At 45.3% G+C, this 24,141-nt stretch carries 24 protein-coding genes; 21 read left to right on the plus strand and 3 right to left on the minus strand.

What is annotated here, in order from left to right; genetic code table 11:
• From yajC to secF, 3 genes are read left to right on the plus strand one after another with little or no spacing between them, the layout of a single operon-like run.
• Positions 1-336: a preprotein translocase subunit YajC gene (gene yajC, locus ACXAGK_RS07700; RefSeq protein WP_390607436.1), complete on the plus strand. Its 336-nt coding sequence runs from the start codon at positions 1-3 to the stop codon at positions 334-336.
• Positions 337-391: 55 nt separating this feature from the next.
• Positions 392-2,236, plus strand: coding sequence for a protein translocase subunit SecD (gene secD, locus ACXAGK_RS07705; protein WP_474855399.1), 1,845 nt, complete (start codon positions 392-394; stop codon positions 2,234-2,236).
• Positions 2,237-2,246: 10 nt separating this feature from the next.
• On the plus strand, positions 2,247-3,188 hold the full coding sequence (secF, locus tag ACXAGK_RS07710; RefSeq protein ID WP_474855401.1) for a protein translocase subunit SecF: 942 nt from the start codon (positions 2,247-2,249) through the stop codon (positions 3,186-3,188).
• Between the two features lie 72 nt (positions 3,189-3,260).
• Here secF and ACXAGK_RS07715 read toward each other — a convergent pair whose 3' ends face one another.
• Positions 3,261-4,160, minus strand: coding sequence for a LytR/AlgR family response regulator transcription factor (locus ACXAGK_RS07715; RefSeq protein ID WP_474855403.1), 900 nt, complete (start codon positions 4,158-4,160; stop codon positions 3,261-3,263).
• 100 nt (positions 4,161-4,260) lie between these two features.
• Here ACXAGK_RS07715 and ACXAGK_RS07720 point away from each other — a divergent pair, with 100 nt between their 5' ends.
• On the plus strand, positions 4,261-5,583 hold the full coding sequence (locus ACXAGK_RS07720; RefSeq protein ID WP_474855405.1) for an acyltransferase family protein: 1,323 nt from the start codon (positions 4,261-4,263) through the stop codon (positions 5,581-5,583).
• Positions 5,584-5,755: 172 nt separating this feature from the next.
• Here ACXAGK_RS07720 and suhB read toward each other — a convergent pair whose 3' ends face one another.
• Positions 5,756-6,532 carry an inositol-1-monophosphatase gene (suhB, locus tag ACXAGK_RS07725; protein WP_474855407.1) on the minus strand — a complete coding sequence of 259 codons (777 nt, stop codon included), beginning with the start codon at positions 6,530-6,532 and terminating at the stop codon, positions 5,756-5,758.
• 255 nt (positions 6,533-6,787) lie between these two features.
• Between suhB and trmJ the strand changes: the two genes are divergently transcribed.
• On the plus strand, positions 6,788-7,552 hold the full coding sequence (gene trmJ / locus ACXAGK_RS07730; protein WP_014950182.1) for a tRNA (cytosine(32)/uridine(32)-2'-O)-methyltransferase TrmJ: 765 nt from the start codon (positions 6,788-6,790) through the stop codon (positions 7,550-7,552).
• A 5-nt stretch (positions 7,553-7,557) separates the two neighbouring features.
• Positions 7,558-8,382 (plus strand): serine O-acetyltransferase, encoded by an 825-nt coding sequence (cysE, locus tag ACXAGK_RS07735; protein WP_474855409.1) that lies wholly within the window; start codon positions 7,558-7,560, stop codon positions 8,380-8,382.
• 26 nt (positions 8,383-8,408) lie between these two features.
• Here cysE and ACXAGK_RS07740 read toward each other — a convergent pair whose 3' ends face one another.
• Positions 8,409-9,011 carry a TetR/AcrR family transcriptional regulator gene (locus ACXAGK_RS07740; protein WP_474855411.1) on the minus strand — a complete coding sequence of 201 codons (603 nt, stop codon included), beginning with the start codon at positions 9,009-9,011 and terminating at the stop codon, positions 8,409-8,411.
• 141 nt (positions 9,012-9,152) lie between these two features.
• Between ACXAGK_RS07740 and ACXAGK_RS07745 the strand changes: the two genes are divergently transcribed.
• The 15 genes from ACXAGK_RS07745 (at position 9,153) to pilW (ending at position 24,139) form a co-directional block, all read left to right on the plus strand.
• Positions 9,153-10,646 carry a flavin-containing monooxygenase gene (locus ACXAGK_RS07745; RefSeq protein WP_474855413.1) on the plus strand — a complete coding sequence of 498 codons (1,494 nt, stop codon included), beginning with the start codon at positions 9,153-9,155 and terminating at the stop codon, positions 10,644-10,646.
• The gene (locus ACXAGK_RS07750) at positions 10,643-11,566 is read left to right on the plus strand and encodes an alpha/beta fold hydrolase (protein WP_474855415.1); all 924 of its coding nucleotides are present in this window, start codon (positions 10,643-10,645) and stop codon (positions 11,564-11,566) included. The genes ACXAGK_RS07745 and ACXAGK_RS07750 overlap by 4 nt, the downstream gene beginning before the upstream one ends.
• Positions 11,556-12,368 carry an SDR family NAD(P)-dependent oxidoreductase gene (locus tag ACXAGK_RS07755; RefSeq protein ID WP_474855417.1) on the plus strand — a complete coding sequence of 271 codons (813 nt, stop codon included), beginning with the start codon at positions 11,556-11,558 and terminating at the stop codon, positions 12,366-12,368. Before ACXAGK_RS07750 ends, ACXAGK_RS07755 begins: the two co-directional genes overlap by 11 nt.
• A 153-nt stretch (positions 12,369-12,521) precedes the next feature.
• Entirely contained in the window at positions 12,522-13,007 is a 486-nt protein-coding gene (gene iscR, locus ACXAGK_RS07760; RefSeq protein WP_179984062.1) for a Fe-S cluster assembly transcriptional regulator IscR, read from the plus strand.
• A gap of 18 nt (positions 13,008-13,025) precedes the next feature.
• A complete protein-coding gene (locus ACXAGK_RS07765) occupies positions 13,026-14,192 on the plus strand; it encodes an IscS subfamily cysteine desulfurase (protein WP_474855419.1) in 1,167 nt (388 codons plus the stop codon).
• 417 nt (positions 14,193-14,609) lie between these two features.
• On the plus strand, positions 14,610-16,046 hold the full coding sequence (sufB, locus tag ACXAGK_RS07770) for a Fe-S cluster assembly protein SufB (protein WP_269917414.1): 1,437 nt from the start codon (positions 14,610-14,612) through the stop codon (positions 16,044-16,046).
• A gap of 3 nt (positions 16,047-16,049) precedes the next feature.
• Positions 16,050-16,811 carry a Fe-S cluster assembly ATPase SufC gene (gene sufC, locus ACXAGK_RS07775; protein ID WP_474805697.1) on the plus strand — a complete coding sequence of 254 codons (762 nt, stop codon included), beginning with the start codon at positions 16,050-16,052 and terminating at the stop codon, positions 16,809-16,811.
• Positions 16,808-18,064 (plus strand): Fe-S cluster assembly protein SufD, encoded by a 1,257-nt coding sequence (sufD, locus tag ACXAGK_RS07780; protein ID WP_474855422.1) that lies wholly within the window; start codon positions 16,808-16,810, stop codon positions 18,062-18,064. The genes sufC and sufD overlap by 4 nt, the downstream gene beginning before the upstream one ends.
• Positions 18,061-19,278 carry an aminotransferase class V-fold PLP-dependent enzyme gene (locus ACXAGK_RS07785; protein ID WP_474855423.1) on the plus strand — a complete coding sequence of 406 codons (1,218 nt, stop codon included), beginning with the start codon at positions 18,061-18,063 and terminating at the stop codon, positions 19,276-19,278. Before sufD ends, ACXAGK_RS07785 begins: the two co-directional genes overlap by 4 nt.
• A 9-nt stretch (positions 19,279-19,287) precedes the next feature.
• Entirely contained in the window at positions 19,288-19,644 is a 357-nt protein-coding gene (locus ACXAGK_RS07790; protein ID WP_025255915.1) for a HesB/IscA family protein, read from the plus strand.
• Between the two features lie 51 nt (positions 19,645-19,695).
• Positions 19,696-20,229: a putative Fe-S cluster assembly protein SufT gene (gene sufT / locus ACXAGK_RS07795; protein ID WP_474855425.1), complete on the plus strand. Its 534-nt coding sequence runs from the start codon at positions 19,696-19,698 to the stop codon at positions 20,227-20,229.
• A 54-nt stretch (positions 20,230-20,283) separates the two neighbouring features.
• Positions 20,284-20,694 (plus strand): SufE family protein, encoded by a 411-nt coding sequence (locus ACXAGK_RS07800; protein ID WP_014999055.1) that lies wholly within the window; start codon positions 20,284-20,286, stop codon positions 20,692-20,694.
• 276 nt (positions 20,695-20,970) lie between these two features.
• The gene (ndk, locus tag ACXAGK_RS07805) at positions 20,971-21,402 is read left to right on the plus strand and encodes a nucleoside-diphosphate kinase (RefSeq protein ID WP_012519000.1); all 432 of its coding nucleotides are present in this window, start codon (positions 20,971-20,973) and stop codon (positions 21,400-21,402) included.
• 406 nt (positions 21,403-21,808) lie between these two features.
• Positions 21,809-22,927, plus strand: coding sequence for a dual-specificity RNA methyltransferase RlmN (gene rlmN, locus ACXAGK_RS07810; protein WP_012518999.1), 1,119 nt, complete (start codon positions 21,809-21,811; stop codon positions 22,925-22,927).
• A 24-nt stretch (positions 22,928-22,951) separates the two neighbouring features.
• Entirely contained in the window at positions 22,952-24,139 is a 1,188-nt protein-coding gene (pilW, locus tag ACXAGK_RS07815; RefSeq protein ID WP_474855428.1) for a type IV pilus biogenesis/stability protein PilW, read from the plus strand.
• Positions 24,140-24,141: the final 2 nt, after the last annotated feature.

The raw sequence follows: 24,141 nt of genomic DNA on the forward strand, positions 1-24,141 counted from the left end.
ATGAGCCTATTTATCTCGAACGCTTATGCACAGTCTGCTGGTGCACCGCAAGGTGGCGGCATGGAAATGATCATCATGCTAGCTGTATTCGGTTTAATCTTTTACTTCTTGCTTTACCGCCCACAGGCTAAGCGCGTGAAAGAGCATAAAAACCTAGTTTCTTCGCTAGGCAAGGGCGATGAAGTATTAACACAAGGTGGTTTGGTAGGAAAAATCACTAAAGTGTCAGAAGAAAAAGACTTCATTGAAGTTGCACTTAACGAATCAAACAACATCGTTGTTCAGAAGTCTTCAGTAACTGCTGTGCTGCCTAAAGGCACCATGAAGTCACTGTAAGTAACAATAGCCGGGGCCGGGACGCTTCCCGGTACTGGCACGAAAGGATTATCCAGTGCTAAACAAAAACTCTATTTGGAAAGTACTGAGTGCACTCATTGTTGTTGCAGTGTGTGCACTTTATGCGCTTCCTAACATTTACGGTGAAGACCACGCCGTACAAATCTCAGCAGGCCGTGATGCCGTGGTGACAGATGCCACTGTTGAACGAGTGAAAGCCGCGCTAAGTGAAAAAAACATCTCTCCAAAGCGTGTTGAATTTGAAGGTGAGCAAATTTTAGTTCGCGTTTCTGACTCAGACACCCAGCTAGTTACTCGCGAAACATTAGAAAAAGCCCTTGGCGATGATTATTACGTTGCTATGAACCTTGCTCCGGACACGCCAGAGTGGCTTGAAGGTTTAGGTGGCGCGCCGATGAAGCTAGGTCTTGACCTTCGCGGTGGTGTTCACTTCTTAATGGAAGTGGACATGACAGAAGTGATTACCAAGTCTCTTGAAGATGCAGAAAGTGGTTTCCGTACTTCATTACGCGAAGAAGGCATTCGCTATCGTGGTGTAAAACAGGTAGACGATCATATCGACATTACGTTCCGTGATGAAGATGCGCTAGACAAGGCAGAGTTCTTTTTGCGTAACCAAAGTCGCGACCTTACCTTTAACCAGGTGGACGACTTAACACTTCGCGCTATTTTTGCTGAAAGCAAGCTTCAGGAAATTCGCGACAACGCGGTTAAGCAAAACATTACGATTATTCGTAATCGTGTAAACCAACTTGGTGTGGCTGAGCCGCTTGTACAAAAGCAAGGTGCTGATCGCATCGTTGTGCAGCTTCCAGGTATTCAAGACACCGCCCGTGCGAAAGAGATTCTTAATGCCACAGCAACACTAGAATTTCGCATGGTGGACCAGAAGAACGATATCCGTGATGCATTAAATGGTCGTGTTCCTCCTGGCTCTCAGGTGATAGAAGATCAGCAGGGCATTCCACAGCTGCTTGAAAAGCGCATTATGCTTACTGGTAGCCACATTATTGATGCGAATAGCGGTGTTGATGAATATGGTCTTCCAAATGTAAACATCTCGCTAGATTCTGAAGGCGGTAACAAAATGTCTCGCTCAACCCGCGGCAACATTGGTAAGCCAATGGCTACGGTCTTTATCGAGTACAAATCTACCGGTGAGAGAAATGACGACGGTAAGCTTGTATTTGAAAAGCATGAGCAAGTCATCTCAGTTGCCACTATTCGTGCGCAACTTGGCAGTAAGTTCCAAATCACAGGTCTTGATTCACCGAAAGAAGCGCGTGATTTAGCATTGCTACTTCGTGCGGGTGCACTGATTGCGCCAATTCAGATTGTTGAAGAGCGTACGGTAGGGCCAAGCTTAGGTAAAGAAAACATTGAGCTGGGTATGCAGGCTATTATGTATGGTCTGGCAGCGGTGCTTGTTTTCATGTTGATTTACTACAAAGCTTTTGGTGTTGTAGCGAACATCGCACTTATTACTAACCTAGTCATGATTGTAGGCATTATGTCGATGATCCCAGGCGCAACGTTAACGTTACCAGGTATGGCGGGTATTGTACTGACCGTTGGTATGGCAGTGGATGCAAACGTGCTAATTTTCGAGCGTATTCGAGAAGAAATGCGCGACGGCCGAAGCCCTCAGCAGGCTATCCACCAAGGTTACGACAGCGCGTTCTCCACCATCTTGGATGCAAACATCACTACTTTCATTGCTGGTCTTATTCTGTTTGCAGTAGGTACCGGCCCAATTAAAGGCTTCTCTATTACGCTAATGATTGGTATCGCAACCTCTATGTTTACCGCTATTTTGGTTACTCGCGTTATTGTTAACGCAGTATGGGGTGGTAAACGTCTTGAGAAATTAGCGATTTAAGGAGCGTAAAATGCAGTTATTAAAATTATCCGAAACCGTTAATTTCATGCGCCTTCGCATTCCTGCGATGGTGCTGTCGACAATTCTTATTATCGGCTCGTTCGTTTCTTTGGGTGTAAATAGCCTTAATTGGGGTTTAGACTTTACGGGCGGAACGCTTATTGAAGTTGGCTACGAAGATGCGGCCAATTTAGAAGCCATTCGCGTTCAGCTTAATGAATCGAATTTCGAAGATGCTATCGTGCAAAACTTTGGAAGTAGCCAAGACGTACTTATCCGTATTGCTCCTCGTGATGGCGTTAAAGCCGTGACTATTGGCGAGCAGGTGCTGGCTGCCCTGCGTGCTGACGGTACTGCGGTTGATATGCGTCGTATCGAGTTCGTAGGTCCTAACGTAGGTGAAGAGTTAACAGAGCAGGGCGGCCTAGCGATGCTAGTCGCACTTTTGTGTATTCTAGTTTATGTCGCGATGCGATTTGAATGGCGATTCGCTTTGGGGTCAGTATCGGCGCTAATGCACGATGTAATTCTCACGCTGGGTCTATTCTCGGTACTTCAAATTGAGTTCGACCTAACGGTACTAGCAGCGGTGCTTGCGGTAATTGGTTATTCACTTAATGATACCATTGTTGTATCTGACCGTATTCGTGAGAACTTTCGCAAAATTCGTAAAGGTGAGCCAGTTGAGATTATCAATATCTCACTAACGCAAACCCTAAACCGAACTATCATCACCTCATTAACCACGGTGTTGGTATTGGTCGCGTTATTCTACAAAGGTGGTGCGCTTATTCACGGATTTGCCACTGCTTTGTTGTTCGGTGTAGTAGTAGGTACTTACTCGTCTGTCTATATTGCGAGTTCAGTAGCGCTTGCGTTGGGCATCAGCAAAGAAGACCTAATGCCACCACAAGTGGAAAAGGAAGGCGCAGATTTAGATCCTATGCCTTAGTTTTACACGCTTGAGACGTACAAAAGCCGCATCTATGATGCGGTTTTTTTATTGCTTTATTAAAATTGCAATTTACTGTGGATTAGGGGCTAATGCTTGTTTCAGATCATCTTTATATCGCCTAGAAAGCGCTACTGATTGACCGTTATTAAGCATTATTGAGCCATCTCCCGTTTCTTCATAACTTATAGACTCAATGGCAGGTATTCGCACTGCGTGCGACCGGTGCACTCGCATAAAGCCTTGATGTGCTCCTTCTTCACAAAACCGGCCAAGGGTATAACGCAAGGGGTAAACGCCCACGTGAGTATGAAGGTTAATGTAGTTTCCTGAGGCTTCTACTCGCTGTATGTCAGTGACTTGAACTAAAAACTCCTTATTGAGCTTTTTCACCAATAAATAGTCAGGTAAGGTGCTGGCCACGTTGTCATTCGTTATCTGTGATGTGTCGCGTGTAATAGGTGATGCTTCACCAATTAAGCGTTGATAGCCAAACCGTGCAATATAGTAAAAAGTGATCAGGGTAATATAGCCCCATACATCCTTTCGATATTCGTAGATGAACTCATTGAGCCATATCCCAAAGTCATAATTGCGTTCAGAGAACAAGTAGACAAGCTTTCGAAACGCTACCATTAATGATACATGGGCTACTGAAAATAAACTGGCGAAAGCAAAATGCCATGCAAGCCATGTCGCTCCCACTTTTACTTTCTGATCGAGTGTACGTATAGCGGTAATTAATGGGATGACGAGCAAAGCGGTGCTCAAAGCACTCGAGTATTCCCAAACGTACGGCTCCCAAATTGCTACGCTGTTATTGTCGCTTCGAGAAAATTCAGTCCAATCAGACGCAGCATTGATTGAGTTATTTATAAACAAATAGGCTGCAAGCAAAACAAATGCAGCGTATTTATGTTTTGATTCAGAATCCCTAAGAAACTGACTCCATTTTTCATCCCAGTTATTCACCGCTCAACCCTTTTTCTCTTACTTTTCGTCACTTAGGCGTTTGCTGTTAGACGTCTATCACATTAGATGCAACACGTTAGTTAAGCACTATTGAATAGGAGTGAGGACATTGACGCAAGCATATGTTGGTCAGGAAGCAACGTTTGTTAACAGAACTTCAAAGGGGGAGGTGAGAGAGACGGCCGTGGTCGAGAGTCCTGTCACTCAACGTTATTTCGAGTTGGATGCACTGCGTGTCATCGCGTTTGGCGTACTCATTTTTTATCACATTGGAATGTATTACGTTTTAGAGTGGGGCTGGCATATAAAAAGCGACGTGCAATTTCCACTATTACAAGATGTGATGATATTGACCAACCATTGGCGTATGTCTTTATTATTTTTGATCTCTGCCATGGTATTTACTGTCGTGCTGCGCCGCGCTTATGACCAAACGACCTCTCGCTGGCGTGTATCACTTTTACTACTGGGGAAGAGGGCGTTGAGGATATTAGTTCCACTTGTTTTCGGAATGTTCGTTATCGTCGCGCCACAAGTTTACATAGAGTGGACAGTAAGCGGAGCGCTAGCCATGCCGTTTAGCGAGTTCTACGTTGCTTACATCAATCCAAATACTGACTTGTTTATCGACAAACAATCGGTAATTGGCTTACTGACGTGGAATCACCTTTGGTTTTTACCTTACCTTTTTGTGTATAGCGTTTTCATATTGCTGTTTTTCCCGCTTATCAGATTTGTTGAAGTAAGGGCGTTGAGAATACTCGATAGTTTGGCGCTGTTTAGCGTGTTAGTGGTTACGATCATGACTGCCATATGGCTGGAGCTACGAGTAGCATATCCCACGTCTCACGACTTGCTTAATGATTGGTATAGTCATGCAAAGTACTTTTTTGTGATGCTGGTTGGTATTGTGGTTGTGCTTAGACCCGCATTGTATGCTGCAATTATGAAGTCCCGTTACGTAAGCTTAACCATTGCGATAGTACTTTACAGCGTCATAATTTTAGACCGTCACGACTTGCTAGGCCCTACAGGGCAGTTAATGGAGTCGTCGCCTGGGTTTCGTGTTTTGGTTGGTGTAATCGTTGTACTTAATCACTGGGCATGGTTGGCAGCAATATTGGGGTTCGGTCGAAAATATTTGTCTAACCCGAGTAAGGTGGTGAGCTATTTGAATAAAGGCGTGTTGCCTTACTATATGGTGCATCAAACGATAATTGTGGTGGCGGCGTTCTTTTTGAGCTCCCGTGTATCGTCGACACTCGGAGAATTTATTTTAATAACGCTAATAACCGTTGTGGGGTGCGCACTAACATACGAAGTCGCCAAGCGCTTTTTAATTCTTAGATTTTTATTTGGCCTAAAGTTAAACACCAGTCCGCATAGCTCATTAGCCACTCAGCGAGAGGTAAAGTGTTCGTAATCGCGGTGTGTTACCGCAGGTATAACGAAACCAATAAGTGAGAAAAAGAAAAAGGCGCTATGTCACGTCATTCGTGTCATAGCGCCTTTACTGTTTAACTGTGCTTGGTTTATCGGCTCAGTTTATGTGCTTACGAGCGATTTATTTAAGCTGCTTTTACTTAAGGTGCTTCTTACTTAAGATGCTTCACTAAGCCTTGAACAACCTTCACGCTACCCGCAACAATTTCGCCTTTGTGAAGTGGGTCGTTTCCGCCTTTAAAGTCTGTTACCAAACCGCCAGCTTCACGAACAATAAGCTCACCTGCTGCGATATCCCAAGATTTAATGCCGCGCTCCCAGTAACCGTCGTGGCGGCCAGCTGCAACGTAAGCAAGGTCTAGTGCTGCGCTACCTGCACGGCGAATATCACCCACTTCGTGGAAAATCTTGTTTAGGCTTAAAGCGTATTCGCCAAACTGAGCTTTGTTTTTGAAAGGTAGGCCAGTGGCAATAATTGTCTCAGTAAGATCACGTGGCTTAGAAGCACGAATACGATAGCCGTTAAGCTGTGCACCCTGACCACGGCTTGCGGTAAATAATTCGCTGCGAATTGGGTCGAAAACAACCGCTTGGTCTAGACGACCTTTGTGAAGAAGTGCAATTGAAACGGCAAAGTGAGGAATGCCTTTTACAAAATTAGTGGTGCCATCTAGCGGATCGATAATCCACTGATAGTCAGTTTCTGTACCTAGAACTTCACCCGCTTCTTCACCTAGGAAGCAATGGTTCGGGTAAGACTGCTGAATTTTGGCAATAATTGCTTGTTCTGCTTCTTTATCAACTTGAGTAACGAAGTCGTTTAAGCCTTTTGACTCTGTCGCTACTTCATTATGTTTTTCAAAACCACGAACAATAACTGTTCCAGCCGCACGCGCAGCGCGCACCGCAATATTCAGCATAGGATGCATAGATAAACCACCAATTGTAAAAGACCAATGAAACAAACTAGCTGTATAAAAAATAGCTAGTTGCTTTCGAAAACGGGCGGAGTCTACCAGAATCTATGCACGATGCAAATGAAATCCCAGCACAATAGCGTGAATAGCCATCTATACTGCCGCTGTGTTAAACTTCACGCCATTAAGGTCTAAAAGATAGTGCGACAAAACCGCATATTATCGAATTAAAGACGCTATCCAAATAAGTACGTAGGTATTACACGCATGCTCGAGAATATTCGCATTATTTTAGTTAACACGTCTCACACGGGAAACATCGGCTCGACAGCAAGAGCTATGAAGACCATGGGGCTGAGCAGCTTATATCTTGTCGACCCAGTAAATGAGCCAGACGGCCAAGCCAGTGCATTGGCGGCAGGGGCTGGCGATGTGCTCGCTAACGCGAAAATTGTAAGCACGCTGGAAGAGGCAGTTAAAGACTGTGGCTTGGTAGTAGGGACGTCTGCACGCTCTCGCACTCACTCGTGGCCTATGCTTGGCCCGCGCGACTGTGGCGAGAAGCTGGTCCAAGAAGTAGAAAAGTACCCGGTAGCCTTGGTGTTTGGGCGTGAGAACAGTGGTTTAACTAACGAAGAGCTGCAGCAGTGTCACTTCCATATGTGTATTCCAGCCAACCCTGAATACAGCTCACTTAATTTAGCAGCAGCAGTGCAAACCCTTTGTTATGAGATTCGCATGGCCTATCTTAATCGCGAAACATACCCAAGCGTTGAAGAAGAATATCCACTAAATGATGATTTAGAGCGTTTTTATACGCATTTGGAAACCACGCTGGAAGGCACGTCTTTTATACGTAAAAGCCACCCAGGTGTGGTAATGACTAAGCTACGCCGCTTGTTTAACCGAGCACGCCCTGAGTCTCAAGAGCTTAATATATTACGCGGTATATTGGCGTCTATCGATAAATCGGTGAAGAATGCAAACTCAGGCGACGCAGACCCTGCACCAGCGATAGAAGAAAAAGAGTAAACACTATGTTCGCCCGTATAAAAGATGATATTCAAGGTGTCTTTCATCGCGACCCAGCGGCCAGAAACACCTTTGAAGTGCTAACCAACTATCCAGGCCTTCATGCAGTGTGGCTGCATCGAATTAGTCACAAATTGTGGAAGGCAGAATGGAAATGGTTGGCACGTACTTTATCAACGTTTAGTCGTTGGCTTACGGGCATTGAAATTCATCCAGGGGCAACGTTGGGACGCCGGGTATTTATCGACCACGGTATGGGCGTAGTTATCGGTGAAACCGCAGAAATTGGCAATGATGTTACTCTATACCATGGGGTGACTCTTGGCGGTACTAGCTGGAAAGCCGGTAAGCGCCACCCAACCCTTAAGAACGGCGCAGTGGTCGGGGCAGGGGCTAAAGTTTTAGGGCCGATTACCATTGGTGAAAACGCTAAAGTAGGGTCTAATTCGGTAGTAGTTAAAGATATTCCAGACGGCGCTACAGCAGTTGGCATTCCCGGTCGTATTATTATTTCTAAGCAAAAAGAGTCGAATGCCACGGTAAATCCCCAGCGCGATAAAATTGCTCAGAAATATGGTTTTGATGCCTATGCAGTCGCCCCAGATAACCCTGATCCGGTGGCCAATGCTATGGGAGTTATGCTAGAGCACATGCATCAAATGGACACCAAAGTGGAAGAGATGTGCAAGGTCATTCAGTCGCTAGGTGGCGATGTATGTACCGATAATTTACACAATATTAGCGCTGAAGATTTCGCAGAAACGGGTTTCGACCTAACGGAAACCCAAGAGCGAGAGAAGGCGCATTCTTCTTTCGATCCTGCGATTTAAGAAATGGCTGTAGGCAGCGGAGCGCTCTAATTTAACTGCAACTGGTTAACTGTGCCTATAAAAATAGCAAGCGACGTATCAATGACATCGTCGATATCGGCATGATATTGGCTGTTTACCCATACCATTGCACTATTAATTAAGCTGCCTGTTAGCGCTGCACCAATAAACTGCATTTGCGTATCAGATAGTTGTTTTGTGTCAGGCAAAGACGAAGTTAAATAAGACATCATCAACGCGGCAAAATCTGCTGAGCAACGGCTATAAAGCCGGTCAACGCGTTCACTTACGCCTAATACTTCGGCGTGCGTGATTCGAGCAAACTTTGGGTCAGACATGGATCGATAAAAGCATTCTAACCCCGGGCGAATGCGCTGCGACGGCTCGCTATTTTCTCTTGCTTTTTCAAGCACCTCTTTTAATCGAAGGCGAAAATCATCCATCAGTTTCTCGTAACAGGCTACGAGCAAATCTTCTAAGTTCGAGAACGACTCATAGAAATAACGGTTTGTTAACTCTGTTTGTGCCGTCAGCATACGCATAGTTGTAGACTGAAATCCAACAGTGCCAAACAGTAAAATACCTGCTTCAATAAATCGCTGGCGGCGCAGCACAATTCTCTCGGACATTGAGATGCCTGAATACGTGCGCTCTGTTGATGCTTCGGATGTTAAAGAATTATTTTTCATAGTCAGCATATTATGCATTGACGGCTCGGTTGCAACAACATATATTAAAGTGACAACGCTTGTTATCACTTTGGGGTTTGCATGCAAAACACAGTGCCATTTTTAGATGTATTGATTGTCGGAGCAGGTATTTCAGGTATCGGCTGCGCTTACCACTTGCAAAGTAAGTGTTCGGACTTGACCTACTCCATAATCGAAGCTCGTGCAGATCTGGGAGGTACCTGGGATCTATTCAAATACCCTGGTATTCGTTCAGATTCAGACTTGTTCACGTTTGGATACGACTTCAAGCCTTGGAAAGAAAAAAAAGCTATTGCTGACGGTAGCTCCATTAAGGCATACATCGAGCAAACAGCAAATGAGAATGGCATCAGAGAAAAAATACGCTTTTTAACACGAGTTGTTGAGCTAAATTGGCAAAGTGATAAGCAGTATTGGTTAGTGACCTTACGCTCAGAAGAAACAGGGCATACTGAAAAAGTCGCAGCCAGATGGGTTTTTAATGCATCGGGTTATTATCGTTATGACAAAGGGTATACACCTGAGTTTAACGGACAGTCGAATTTTTCAGGTGACATCATACATCCCCAGCAATGGCCCGAAAACTTAGAATATGAAGGTAAGCGCGTAGTTGTAATAGGAAGTGGCGCTACTGCTGTCACATTAGTACCTTCAATGGCAAAAGCGGCTTCTCACGTAACCATGCTGCAACGAACGCCCTCGTACGTATTGCCCGTTCCAACACAAGACCCTATAGCGAAGCATTTAAGACCTCTAGTCGGCGATAATTTAGCTTTCAAAGCTGCTCGGCAATTTAATATTGCGAAGCAGCGTTGGGTATATGCTTTTTGCCAACGCTTTCCCAATCGCGCTCGAAAAATTATACGTGATTTGAATGCTAAAATGCTGCCTGAAGGATTTCCGGTTGATACGCACTTCAACCCCCCTTATAACCCATGGGAGCAGAGACTCTGCGCAGTACCAGGAGGAGACCTGTTCAAAGCGTTATCAAATGGTAGTGCATCGGTAGTAACAGACAATATTAAAAACTTCACAGAAACAGGCATTCAACTTGAATCTGGGGAGCATATTGATACAGATATAATAGTTACCGCTACGGGACTTAATCTGCTGCCACTAGGAGGGCTAGTTCCGAAAATAGATGGAAAGGCAGTATCGCTTCCTCAGTGTGTTACATACAAAGGGATGTTACTAAGTGGCGTGCCAAACTTATCTATTGCAGTAGGGTACACATCCTCTTCGTGGACTTTGAAAATCGGTCTTCTGTGTGAGCATTTTACGCGGTTATTGAATCATATGAAGCAGCACGATTATTTACAATGTACGCCTATTGCAGACCCAAACATGGAAACACAGCCGTTGCTAAATTTCGGTGCAGGATATATTCAACGCTCAATCGAGCAGTTACCGCGTCAGGGGACCCATTTCCCTTGGTCGATGTCTTGGAATTATGAAGAGGACGTAAAGATATTTCGTAAAGGTAAGGTGGACGATCCTGCCTTGTTGTTTGAGAAGAGTCTTGAGACACAAAATACAGCCGAGGTGGCACTATGAGCCTAGCCTTACACCAGGAACAATTTATTACGCTGAAGAGTGGGGATACGTTTTGCTATGCGGAGCATGGTAACGACACACAAGGTACAATTTTACTTATTGCGGGCCTTGGGCTGCAATTAGTGTACTGGCCAAGCGCCTTAATAGAGCGGTTGGTGACTAGCGGTTACCGAGTGATTTGCTTTGATAACCGTGATGCAGGACGTTCAGTTCGAAGCACCACTCCTCACCCCAGTTTGCTTCAACAGTTAAGAGGAAAAGCGCCAAATGGAGCATACGGGCTAGAGCGTATGGCAGAAGACACTGCGCAGCTTTTGGCAGGACTAAACATCAACAGTGCACACGTAGTTGGTATGTCGATGGGGGGAATGATAGCGCAAACACTGGCAAGTACTTACCCTGATGTTGTTGATTCAATGACCTCTATATTTTCAACTACTGGAAGTAGAAAGGTTGGCCAACCCTCTTACTCTACGTTATGGCGAATTGCCAGAGCGAAGGCCCCGAATAGTGAAAATGACGCGATTATAAATTATCGCGCCATGATGACTCATATAGGCGATATCAATGCAGAAGGGGCGATAAGTCAATGGCAGCAGTATGCGAAGCTTGCCTGGCATCGAAACGGTTCTAAAAGTGACTCAAAAGCTGTATTTCGTCAAATTGGCGCCATTATGAAATCAGGTGATCGCACTCGATTACTCAACAAAGTGTCAGCCCCCACATTGGTCATTCATGGTGATGTTGATCGCATGGTGCACCCAAGTGGCGGTGTTGCAACAGCAAATGCTATTTCTGGAGCAAAGCACCAAGTGTTACGTGGCCTACGTCACCAAATAGATACGATACAGTCTCATCGAATAGCCGACAGTATATTAGGCCATATAAAATTGCACACGGTCCATAAACATGGAGCTTAAAGGAAGTGTCGTAGTATTAACGGGTGCCGCAAGTGGAATTGGTAGAGCATTAGCTATTCAGCTATGTGCATCGGGGTGTAACTTAGCGCTCGTCGATCGCGATGAAGGTGGATTGAAAGAAACAGTTTCGTGCTTACCTTCTCACAGTCAGAGAGTAACCTTGCACATTTGTGATCTGTCTATAGCCGAAGATGTGAAATCGCTGCCAAATGATATTCTCACAAAACACAATTCTATCGATGTGCTGATAAATAATGCAGGAGTAGCACTTGGAGGTAGTTTTGAACAAGTTAGCGAAACAGATTTTAACTGGCTAATGAAAATTAACTTTGACGCTCCAGTTTCGCTTATTCGCGCTATATTACCTACTATGCGCAAAGTCGGTAGTCCCACAAAAATAGTCAATATTTCAAGTCTTTTCGGGCTAATTTCGCCACCTGGGCAGGCTGCATATAGTGCTAGTAAGTTCGCCATTCGCGGTTTTAGTAATGCCCTTAGATATGAATTGAGAGATACAAATGTAACCGTCTTAGTCGTGCATCCAGGGGGCATTGCCACGTCGATTGCTGATAATGCTAAAGCGCCAGCAAGTGCCAGTGACGCTGAAATATTTCGCCAGCGCAGATTGATGAACGCATTTCTTAAGTTCCCACCTCAAAAAGCGGCGAGTGTGATTATTAATGCTATTGAAAATGATAAGTCCCGTTTGCTCATAGGGCTCGATGCAAAAATTTTGTCGTTTATCGAACGATTAATACCAGTATCTTATTGGAGCGTGATTGGAAAACTGATGAAACGATAACGAGTAAACCTTTTTCGTTAAACTAGAATATTTATTATTCATAAAAAACGTTTGTATTAATCAATAATACCTGACTAATTTACTGGGTCTTATACTTGACCATTTTAGTCGGGTATGTGAAAATTCCCGCACTACAAACGGCGGGAGAATCCAATGAAACTCACTTCTAAAGGGCGCTATGCGGTTACCGCAATGCTTGATGTCGCTTTGCATTCAAAGCGTGGTCCAGTGCCTCTTGCCGACATTTCAGAACGACAAGAAATTTCTTTATCTTACTTAGAGCAGCTTTTTTCTCGGCTGCGTAAAGAACAACTGGTAGACAGTGTTCGCGGGCCCGGTGGCGGTTATTTGCTGGGCCGGGAAGCAAGTGATATTGCGATAGGCGAAGTTATTCGCGCCGTCGACGAGTCCATTGATGCGACACGCTGTCAAGGTCAAGCCGATTGCCAAGGCGGCGATCGTTGTTTAACCCATAGCTTGTGGCAAGACCTAAGCGACCGTATTGCCGCATTTTTGAATTCGATCACGCTTGGTGAATTAATGGCTAAGCGCGATGTACAGGAAGTGGCCGGTCGTCAGGACGGTAATGCATCACTTCGTCATATCACTAAAGATATAGAAGTCAGTATTCAACTTTAAATTGGTATTGAGTGACATATGGCTTTATCAACACCCATTTACTTAGATTACGCAGCAACGACCCCGGTAGACCCAAGTGTGGCCGAGGCGATGGCAAAATGCTTAACGCTTGAAGGTAACTTTGGTAATCCGGCTTCTCGTAGCTACCGCTTCGGCTGGATGGCTGAAGAAGCGGTAGATGTTGCTAGAAATCAAATTAGCGACGCGCTGAATTGCGACCCCAGAGAGATTGTTTTTACCTCGGGCGCAACTGAGTCAAATAACCTCGCTATTAAAGGTATTGCGCAAGGCTATGCTGAAAAAGGCAAGCATATTATTACTGTAAATACCGAGCACAAAGCGGTATTGGATACTTGTGAGTACCTAGAAAAGCAGGGCTTTGATGTTACCTATCTTGAAGTACAGTCAGACGGGGTAATTGATTTAAACGAACTCGAAAACGCGCTACGCGACGACACTATCTTAGTATCGGTCATGCACGTGAACAACGAGCTAGGCGTTATCCAAGACATCGAAGCCATTGGACAACTTTGTCGCGACAAGGGCGTGTTTTTTCACGTAGATGGTGCGCAAAGTGTTGGCAAAATTGCCATAGATTTAGCTGAGCTTCCGGTTGATTTGCTGTCTATATCAGCGCACAAGGTATATGGCCCGAAAGGAATGGGGGCGTTATATGTGCGTCGCCGCCCTAAAATCAATCTGGTGGCACAAATTCATGGCGGTGGCCACGAGCGCGGTATGCGGTCGGGTACACTAGCCACTCACCAAATTGTTGGGATGGGTGAAGCCATCGCACTGGCGTCGTCAAAAATGGAAGAGGACAGTGCGCGCATATTAAAGCTGCGTGAATCACTGTGGCAGGGCCTGCAACAACTTGACGATATTTATTTAAACGGACATGCCACGCAGCGCATACCTGGCATATTAAATGTAAGTTTCGCGGGTGTAGATGGCGAAAGCTTGATGATGGGCTTAAATGATATTGCCGTATCGTCAGGGTCGGCGTGTACTTCAGCAAGTTTAGAACCCTCATATGTGCTAAAAGCCATTGGCCGCAGCAACGAATTGGCGCATGCAGGGATCAGATTCAGCTTAGGGCGTTTTACGACCCAAGAAGACATTGATTACGTAGTAAACAAAGTGGTTGATGTAACCACGCGACTGCGAAAAGCGGTTGTGGCTTAAACGCTGTATTTAGCGTTTGGAAATGGGGTCTAGTTTAAGCGTAAGTATTAATTTTTCTAGGAAGCTGAATACGCTTTTCGTAAAAGCTTCCCGTGAGTGTAGTGAGTGTGGACGAAAATTAATGAATAGTTAACGCGAAATAAGCGTTAAGTAACGTTTAAAACCCCCTAGTAGCCATAAATTAGTGGCTGAATATTTGAGTGAAATAGTCGGGTATTATATACTACGGCACCAAAAATTTTAGGCTGTCCGCATGTAACTGGCAGTTTCAACAATTTTGTGGGGGATAAGCCCAACTAAATAAGGTTGTTGAAGTTGATGATTTACATAAATTACCAAGACCGTGGGGTAATTTATTCTCCAGTTGAGTAGAAAGAATAGTGGCAGCAAATGCAGGCAAACAAGTGAGATCCCAACATGAGTGAACAGATCGAACAGGCGTTAGAAAGAAAATACGATGCAGGTTTCTATTCAGAAATCGAATCTGAAACGTTTGAGAGCGGCCTGGACGAGTCGGTTATCCGCCGCATATCAGCAATGAAAAACGAGCCTGAATGGATGCTTGAATGGCGCTTGAAGTCTTACCATGCATGGCTAGAGATGGAAGAGCCAGACTGGGCGCACGTCGACTATCCAAAAATTGACTATCAAGCCATCTCTTACTACTCGGCACCAAAGAGCATGAAAGATAAACCTCAGTCGTTAGACGAGGTGGACCCAGAGTTACTGCGCACCTACGAAAAACTGGGTATTCCGCTGCACGAACAAGAAATGCTAGCGGGCGTTGCTGTAGATGCGGTATTCGATTCGGTATCGGTAGTTACAACATTCCGTGAGAAGCTTGAAGAAGCAGGCGTTATTTTCTGCCCAATTTCTGAAGCAGTTCAGAAATATCCAGACCTTGTTAAAAAATACATTGGCTCAGTGGTTCCGCGTACTGACAACTATTTCGCCGCGCTAAACAGCGCCGTATTTACTGATGGTTCATTTGTTTATATTCCAAAAGGCACACGTTGCCCAATGGAGCTTTCTACTTATTTCCGAATAAACGAAATGAATACTGGTCAGTTCGAGCGTACCTTAATCGTCGCCGATGAAGGCAGCTACGTAAGCTACCTTGAAGGTTGTACTGCTCCGCAACGCGATGAGAACCAGCTGCACGCGGCAGTCGTTGAGCTAGTGGCAATGGATGACGCGCAAATCAAATACTCAACGGTACAAAACTGGTATCCAGGCGACGAGAACGGTAAAGGCGGTATCTACAACTTCGTGACTAAACGTGGTGTAGCGCATACCAATGCTAAAATATCTTGGACACAGGTAGAAACGGGCTCTGCGGTTACGTGGAAGTACCCAAGCTGTGTACTTAAAGGCGACAACAGTGTAGGTGAATTCTATTCAGTAGCGCTAACACGCGGTCGTCAGCAGGCTGATACCGGTACTAAGATGATCCACGTGGGTAAAAATACCAAGTCGACCATCATCTCTAAAGGTATCTCAGCAGGGAACAGTAACAATGCTTATCGTGGTTTAGTCCAAATGGGCCCGCGTGCAGACGGTGCACGTAACTTCACCGAGTGTGACTCGTTACTTATCGGTGATAAATGTGGTGCTCACACATTCCCGTATATCGAAAGCCGTAATCCTTCCGCTATTGTTGAGCACGAAGCAACAACATCGAAGGTGAGCGACGAACAATTATTTTTGTGTCAGCAACGTGGCTTAGACACAGAGAAAGCCGTTTCTATGATCGTTAACGGTTTCTGTAAAGAAGTATTCAAAGAGCTGCCAATGGAATTTGCCGTAGAAGCCGGCAAGCTGCTCGAAATTAGTCTTGAAGGTTCAGTGGGGTAATCAATGCTTAGTATCAAGAATTTACATGCCAGCGTGGAAGAGAAAAACATCATTAAGGGTCTTAACCTTGAAGTTAAACCTGGTGAAGTACACGCTATCATGGGTCCCAACGGAGCCGGTAAAAGTACACTAGGCTACGTGCTATCTGGCCGTGACGGTTATGAAGTTAGCGAAGGCGAAGCCATGCTTAATGGCAAAGACCTACTTGAGCTTGAAGTAGAAGAGCGTGCCCGCGAAGGCCTTTTCCTTGCGTTCCAATATCCAGTAGAAATTCCTGGCGTTAGCAACATGGAGTTTATGAAAGAGTCGGTAAACGCTATGCGCGAAGAGCGTGGCGAAGAGCCTCTATCGGCTGCTGAGTTCCTTAAAAAAGCTAAAGAAGCCTGTAAGCAAGTTCAGCTTCCACTAGACTTCCTAAAGCGTGGTGTGAACGAAGGTTTCTCTGGTGGTGAGAAGAAGCGTAACGAAATCATGCAAATGATTTTGTTAGAGCCAAAGCTTTGCATTCTAGATGAATCTGATTCAGGCCTTGACGTTGATGCGTTACAGGTTGTTGCAGATGGCGTTAACAGCCAGCGCGACGGCGAGCGTAGTTTCATCGTTGTTACTCACTATCAGCGTCTTCTTGACTACATTAAGCCTGACTTTGTGCACATTCTTGCTGACGGCAAAATCGTGAAAAGCGGCGACGCTTCACTTGCACTAGAAGTAGAGAAGAGCGGTTATGCATTTTTAGGTAAGGCGTACGAGGAGGCTGAGGCATGAGTCAATGGCTAGAACAGGTCATTGATAGCGCACAGCGGGAAGATTATTTATCGCCCGTGCGTCAACAGGCCTTAAAACAGTTAAAAGCTGACGGCTGGCCAGCGCGTAGAAGCGAGAGCTGGCGTTTTACGCCGCTCACGCCTGTAGAAAAGCGTGAAGCGAAACAAGCTGTTCAAGCAGACAGCCTGCCAGTTCCAGCAATAGAAAACCTGAATGCTATCGACTTAATTTTCGTTGATGGTGTATTGGTAACGCAAGTAAACACCTTGAACGTGCCTGCTGGCATGACAATTACGTCGCTCAATACCGACGATGCAGCTACGCAGCAAGCTATTAGCAGTGTTTACGGTCAAGTTAAGCCAACCCGTCATATGTTTGGTTTGGTTAACGACGCGCTTTGCCAGCACGGTATATTTATTAGTGTTGAAGCAGGCGTAAAAATCGACACGCCGGTACGCATCGTGAACATGGCTTCACAAAATGTAGACGCTCATACGCGCGTGGTAGTGAAAGTAGCAGAAGGCGCAAGTGCTACTGTTATCGAGCAAGGTTTTGGCGATACGGAAAGTTTAACCACAGCGTTTGCTGAATATGATTTGGCGGATGATGCTCACCTAGAGCACTATCGTTTTGCTATGTTTACTGGCAAAGCTAAGCAATTAGGCGGCAGCCACTTTAAGCTTCATAACCGCACTACGCTTAACAGCACTATGGTGGGCTATGGCAGTGAGCTATCTCGTTTAGACGTAGATATTCATCACGCTGGTGAGTTCGCTGACGCGAAAATGAACGCTATTTATCTTCTAGCAGAAGGCGAGCTTTTCGACCTTCACTCAACCATTGAGCACGCAATGCCTAATGGTACAACAGAAGAAAACGCGCGCGGGATAGTAGGCGATAAAGCACGTGCCGTGTTCAATGGTCGCATTCATATTCATCGTGACGCGCAAAAAACACTTGCTGAGCTTAACAACCGCAATCTATTGCTATCTCGCCGAGGCGTCATTAATACCAAGCCTGAACTAGAGATTTATGCTGACGACGTGAAATGTGCCCATGGTGCGACTGTGGCAGAGATTGAAGAAGAAGCGCTGTATTACATGCTTACTCGTGGTATTTCGCGTAGTAAAGCACTAGTTATGCTGAACTTCGGTTTTATCCAAGAGCTTATCAACGATGTGCCAAACGTAGCAGTACGTGAGTGGCTTGCGCCTATCTTAAGCGAGCGTTTCGCCCAGATGGAGGTGAAATGAGTTTAGACGTTGCAGCACTTCGTGCCCAGTTTCCTATTTTATCGAAAACGGTAGACGGCAAACCGCTGGTATACCTCGATAACGCGGCAACAACGCAAAAACCACAGGCCGTGATTGACGCCTTGGTAGATTTTTACACGGGTACGAACGCAAACGTGCACCGCGGAGCGCATCATTTATCCGATGAAGCCACGCGCCGCTACGAAAATGCACGTACCAGCGTTGCTACGTTTATTAATGCTAACGTTCGCGAAGAAGTCATTTGGACTGCCGGTACCACCGAAGCTATTAATATTGTCGCTAATGGTTTAAGTCAGCTACTTACTGAAGGCGATGAAGTGATGGTGACCGAGCTGGAGCACCACGCTAACTTAGTGACTTGGCAGCAAGCTTGCCGCCGCTCGGGGGCAACGTTAAACGTTGTGCCTATTTTCGATAGTGGTGAGCTTGATGTTGAAGCGTTCGACAGATTGCTGTCTGAAAACACTAAGCTGGTGGCTTTTCCTCATGTATCGAATGCGTTAGGAACGGTTAATCCAATTAAGACACTTACCCAAAAAGCGAAAGCAGTTGGCGCATGGGTATTAGTTGATGGCGCTCAGGGCATTGCTCACGGCGGCGTTGACGTACAAGATATTGGTTGTGATTTTTACGCGTTTTCAGGGCACAAACTTTTCGGTCCAACGGGTATAGGCTGCTTGTGGGGCAAAAAGGAAGTGCTTGAAACCTGGCCAGTATGGCAGGTAGGCGGCGAGATGATCAAAGATGTGACTTACCATGAAGCCACATGGGGTGCATTACCAAACCGCTTAGAAGCAGGCACGCCAAACATTGCTGGCGCTATAGGTATGGGTGCAGCAGTAGATTGGTTTAGCGCCCTTGATATTAAAGCGCTGCACGCGCACGAGCAGAAGCTGCTTGCCTATGCTACCGAGCAAGCAGAAGCGCTTGACGGCATGCGTATCATCGGTACTGCACCTAATAAGGTAGGGGTGCTGAGCTTCTTACTTGATGGTGCTCACCCTGCGGACGTAGGCTTTATTCTGGATAGACAAGGCGTGGCAATTCGTACCGGTGATAACTGTGCACAACCGCTAATGAAACGCTTTGGTATTCCGGGTACTGCCCGTGCGTCGTTCTCAATTTATAATACGCTTGAAGAAGTAGACAGCTTGTTCGCTGCGCTTAAGAAAGCAAAAATGATGTTGGCCTAAGGAGGCATTATGAGTGTTGAAACTTTCGTACCTAGTACAAAGCTCATTACGCTAACTGACAGTGCCGTTAAGCATTTCGAAAGTAAGCTTAAAGACAAGCCTGGTCAGTTAATTCGTTTATCAACAAAAGTAAGCGGCTGCACCGGTTATGCATACGTGCTTGATTTCGCTGATGGCGCACAAGCAGGGGATGAAATTGTAGAGATTTCTCCTATTGTAAATGTGGCTGTCGCAGCCGATGCAACAGACCTTTTGCGTAATACAGAAATCGATTACGTGACTGAAGGTGTGAATGGCATCATCAAGTACAACAACCCTAACGTGGTTGATGAATGTGGGTGTGGCGAAAGCTTCAACGTAGGTTAACGCCTGCGTTCATAGCCCACAACGAGTATTACCAAGAGTACAAAGTCGTTTATGAAGCAAAAAATGGTGACCACCGAGCGTGAATGTAAGGCACGTTTGGTTCCTGCAGGCAATCCCACCGTTATACCCGAAGGTGAGTTTGTTAATATCACGCAAGAGCTAGGTGGTAACTACACCGTAACCTGGCGTGGTAATATGTACCGTATTGACGGTACCGATGCTGGAGCTATTGGCCGTAAAGCCATGACGCTAAGCTTTGACGCTCCCGAGGATGGGAGCATCAGTGAGCAGCAAGTGTGGGATGCTTTAGAAACTATCTATGACCCAGAAATTCCAATTAATCTTGTATCGCTCGGCCTTATCTATAAGGTGGATATTGACCAAGCATCTGGTGCCGTAAATATCGATATGACGCTTACAGCACCGGGCTGTGGTATGGGGCCAGTTTTAGTAGGTGATGTGGAATATCGCGTAGCTATGGTGCCTCATGTTAAAAACGTGAACGTTGAATTGGTTTTTGATCCAGCTTGGTCACGAGACATGATGAGTGAAGAAGCACAGCTTGAAGCGGGTTTGTTCTTTTAAGCGGTTAATGTACCGCCTACCTATAATTCTTTTTACACAATTACGGAAATAGCAATGCAACTACCTAGCAGTGACGAAATTATTGATGATTTAGCGTTCTTCGACGATTGGGAACAGCGTTATCAGTACATCATTGACTTAGGAAAATCTATTCCGGGTTTACCAGAAGATGCTAAGACGCCTGAACGTCTAGTAAAGGGGTGTCAGAGCAGCGTGTGGTTGGTAGAGTCTTACGACGGTAATAAAATCAACTTTGATGTGGACAGTGACGCCGTTATTGTTCAAGGGTTACTAGCGTTAGTACTCGCCGCCTACAACGACAAAACGCCAAAGGATATTTTGGCGTTTGATATCGACGGCTATTTTGAAGCGTTAGATCTTGAGCGTCATATCACTCCGACCCGAGGCAATGGCTTACGCGCTATCGTGGGTAAAATTCAAGAGCTTGCAAAAGCTAACGCCTAAAACCTTATTGCTGGGTCAGTTATCCAACTTCACGTTAACCACCGGTAGCAGCTATCACCAGTGCAGATATTATTGCTTTAAAATATCTGCCTTCGCACAATAATGTATACACTGTCATCATATTGTCATAGCTGTTAAGTTAATCTGACACTACATTACAAGTAAAAACAATACGTTACGCCTGATTTAAAAAGGCGCTGGTCAAGCCGTTATTAATTGCCTATAATTCGCGGCCAAAATTTAAAGATACATACACAATTTGTTTGGAGAGAGAACATGGCTCTTGAGCGTACTTTTTCGATTATCAAGCCTGATGCGGTAGCTAAAAACGTAATCGGTGCAATTTACAACCGTTTCGAATCTGCAGGTCTTCGCATTGTGGCATCTAAGATGATCCACATGAGCAAAGAGCAAGCAGAAGGCTTCTATGCAGAACACAAAGAGCGTCCTTTCTTCGGCGCACTTGTAGACTTCATGACGTCTGGTCCAGTTATGGTTCAAGTACTAGAAGGCGAAAACGCTGTTCTAGCTAACCGTGAAATCATGGGCGCAACTAACCCAGCTGATGCAGCTGCAGGTACACTACGTTCAGACTACGCTGCGTCAATCGACGAGAACGCAGTTCACGGTTCTGACGCGCCTGAGTCAGCAGCACGTGAAATCGCTTACTTTTTCTCTGAAGAAGAAATCTGCCCACGTACTCGCTAAGATTACACTGGTAGAAAGAACGGGGCCCTTATGGCCCCGTTTTTGTTCCTGAGCACGTTTTATGCTGCTTTGCTCGGCGCTCATTTAGGCAAGCTAAACCACGCTTCTCGCGCATTGCCTAAAACGCGCTCAGACGCTAAGAACGATTTGAACACGCGATATGCTGCTTTGCTCGGCGCTCATTTAGGCAAGCTAAACCACGCTTCTCGCGCATTACCAAACTTAACCTTTCTCTGCGTTAAATCGACTTTTTCTCGTATCTCATCTGTGGTAAAATCCGCGCAAATTTTAATCAGCGTTTTTCTTTTTCTTAAATGTCGCTCAAGACATAATCGAATCGCTGGTTTATACACCATATTCAGCAGTTAGAGGGGCATCCCTCGAAGGTAAAAGGGTCATCTTATTCATGGCAAAAACTAACTTATTAAACTTAAATCGCGAAGGCTTGCGCAATTTCTTTAAAGAAATGGGCGAGAAACCATTTCGTGCCGACCAGGTAATGAAATGGATTTACCAGCACGGTGTCAGCGATTTTGAGGAAATGAGTAACCTCAACAAAAACCTTCGCGCGATGCTCATTGAAAATTGCGAGATTAAAGCCCCTGAAATCGCTTACTTCCAAGAAGCGAGCGACGGTACTATCAAGTTCGCACTTACCCTTGAAGGCGGTCAGGAAGTTGAATCTGTCTGGATCCCTGAAACTGATCGTGCGACGTTATGCGTATCGTCACAAGTAGGTTGTGCACTAGAGTGTACCTTCTGTTCAACCGCGCAACAGGGCTTCAACCGTAACTTAAGCGTGAGTGAAATTATTGGTCAGGTATGGCGCGTAGCTACTTTCCTTGGCCTTTCTAAAGACTCAAGCAAACGCCCAATCACCAATGTAGTAATGATGGGCATGGGTGAGCCGCTGCTTAATCTTAAAAACGTAGTGCCGGCCATGGACATCATGCTAGATGATTTTGGTTTCGGTCTATCTAAGCGCCGCGTTACGCTAAGTACATCTGGTGTTGTACCTGCACTTGATATGCTGGGCGATCAGATTGATGTCGCACTTGCTATTTCGCTACACGCGCCCACCGACGAACTGCGTAATGAAATTGTACCGGTTAATAAGAAATACAATATCGAAGCATTCTTAGCAGGGGTACGCCGCTACCTAGCTAAATCTAAAGCTAACCAAGGACGCGTAACCGTTGAATATGTAATGCTTTCGAATATTAATGACAGCACTGAGCAGGCGCACCAGCTGGCTAAGGTATTAAAAGATACTCCTAGTAAGATAAATTTAATACCTTTTAACCCATACCCAGGTTCGCCTTACACTTGCTCTAGTAACTCGCGCATCGACAGATTCTCAAAAGTGCTTATGGAATATGGGTTTACCACTGTTGTGCGTAAAACCCGAGGCGATGACATTGACGCGGCATGCGGTCAATTAGTGGGCGATGTTGTAGACAGAACGAAAAGATTGTTAAAAAAACAGGTGAAGGGCGAAGCAATTTCAGTAAAAATGGCCCAATAATCATTAAGATAATAGGGTAATACTATGGTTGCAGGATTGCGAACTTCACTTAGAATTGGATTATTAAGCGCGGTAATGCTCACTGCTGGTTGTGTTAGTAACAGCCAGTCAGGCATGTATGGCGGTGACTTTGATCACGAAGAAGCCGCCAAGACGCGCATGTCTCTTGGCCTTACCTACCTCCAAAATAATAACTACACGCAGGCAAAAAAGAACCTCGACAAGGCGCTTGCGTTTAACCCTCGCTCTGCAGATGTTCAGTACGCTATGGCGTATTACTATCAGTTAGTAGGCGATAACTTGCGAGCAGAAGAATATTACAAAACTGCCATTGATATAGCGCCTGACGATGGGGATATTGCCAATAGCTATGGTGCGTTTAAATGCCAAAATGGCGATTACGATAAAGCCAAAGCGTATTTCTTCGACGCGATTAATAACCGTCTCTACGCAAACGCGGCGCAAACCTACGAAAACTTGGCCTTGTGCGCGCAAAGCCAAGGTAAACTTGATGAAGCAATCGGTTACTTTAAAGATGCTTTACAGCACCAACCGGCCCGCGGTAAGAGTCTATTCTTGTTAAGTGAACTGTATACAGTGTCTGAGCAGTGGGACTTAGCTGAAATAACACTTCAAAAATACCAACGTGTTGCCAAGGTTACCCCAGATTCATTGTGGCTGGCTTATGAAATCGCCAAAGGCCAGAAAGATTTAGAAAAAGCGAAGGGGTATGGCGATATGTTGCTTTCTCTGTTCCCTGAAAGTGAACTTACGAAGCGATATTTGGTTCATCGCGACGCGCTACAAAAGAAAGTCGTAATAAAATCCAAGGCTTCTTCTCCTGATAAAAAGGCAGCACAACCCGCTGTTGAGCAAGAATCTGAAAAAGCCGTTCAAAACCAAACTGGCGAAAGTGCAAGTGAGCCGGCGGCTTCTAATACAACCGGGATTGATAAGTCAATCGACACCCTAAATGGTAAGCAAAAGCAGGTTGCCACGGTAGAAGCCGAAGATAGAGAGCAAAATACTGAATTATCTGCGCCTGACAACAAATTCCATGTAGTAAAAGAGGGTGAAAACTTATATCGTATTTCTTTATTGCACAATATCAAAATGGCAACACTGCAAAAGTGGAATAACCTTGAAAATACTGGCGCTATTATTGCTGGTCAGACGATTTGGTTAGTACCACCAAGTATGCAGGAGGGATAAGA

The sequence above is a fragment of the Alteromonas sp. ABM1_013 genome (assembly GCF_056160505.1).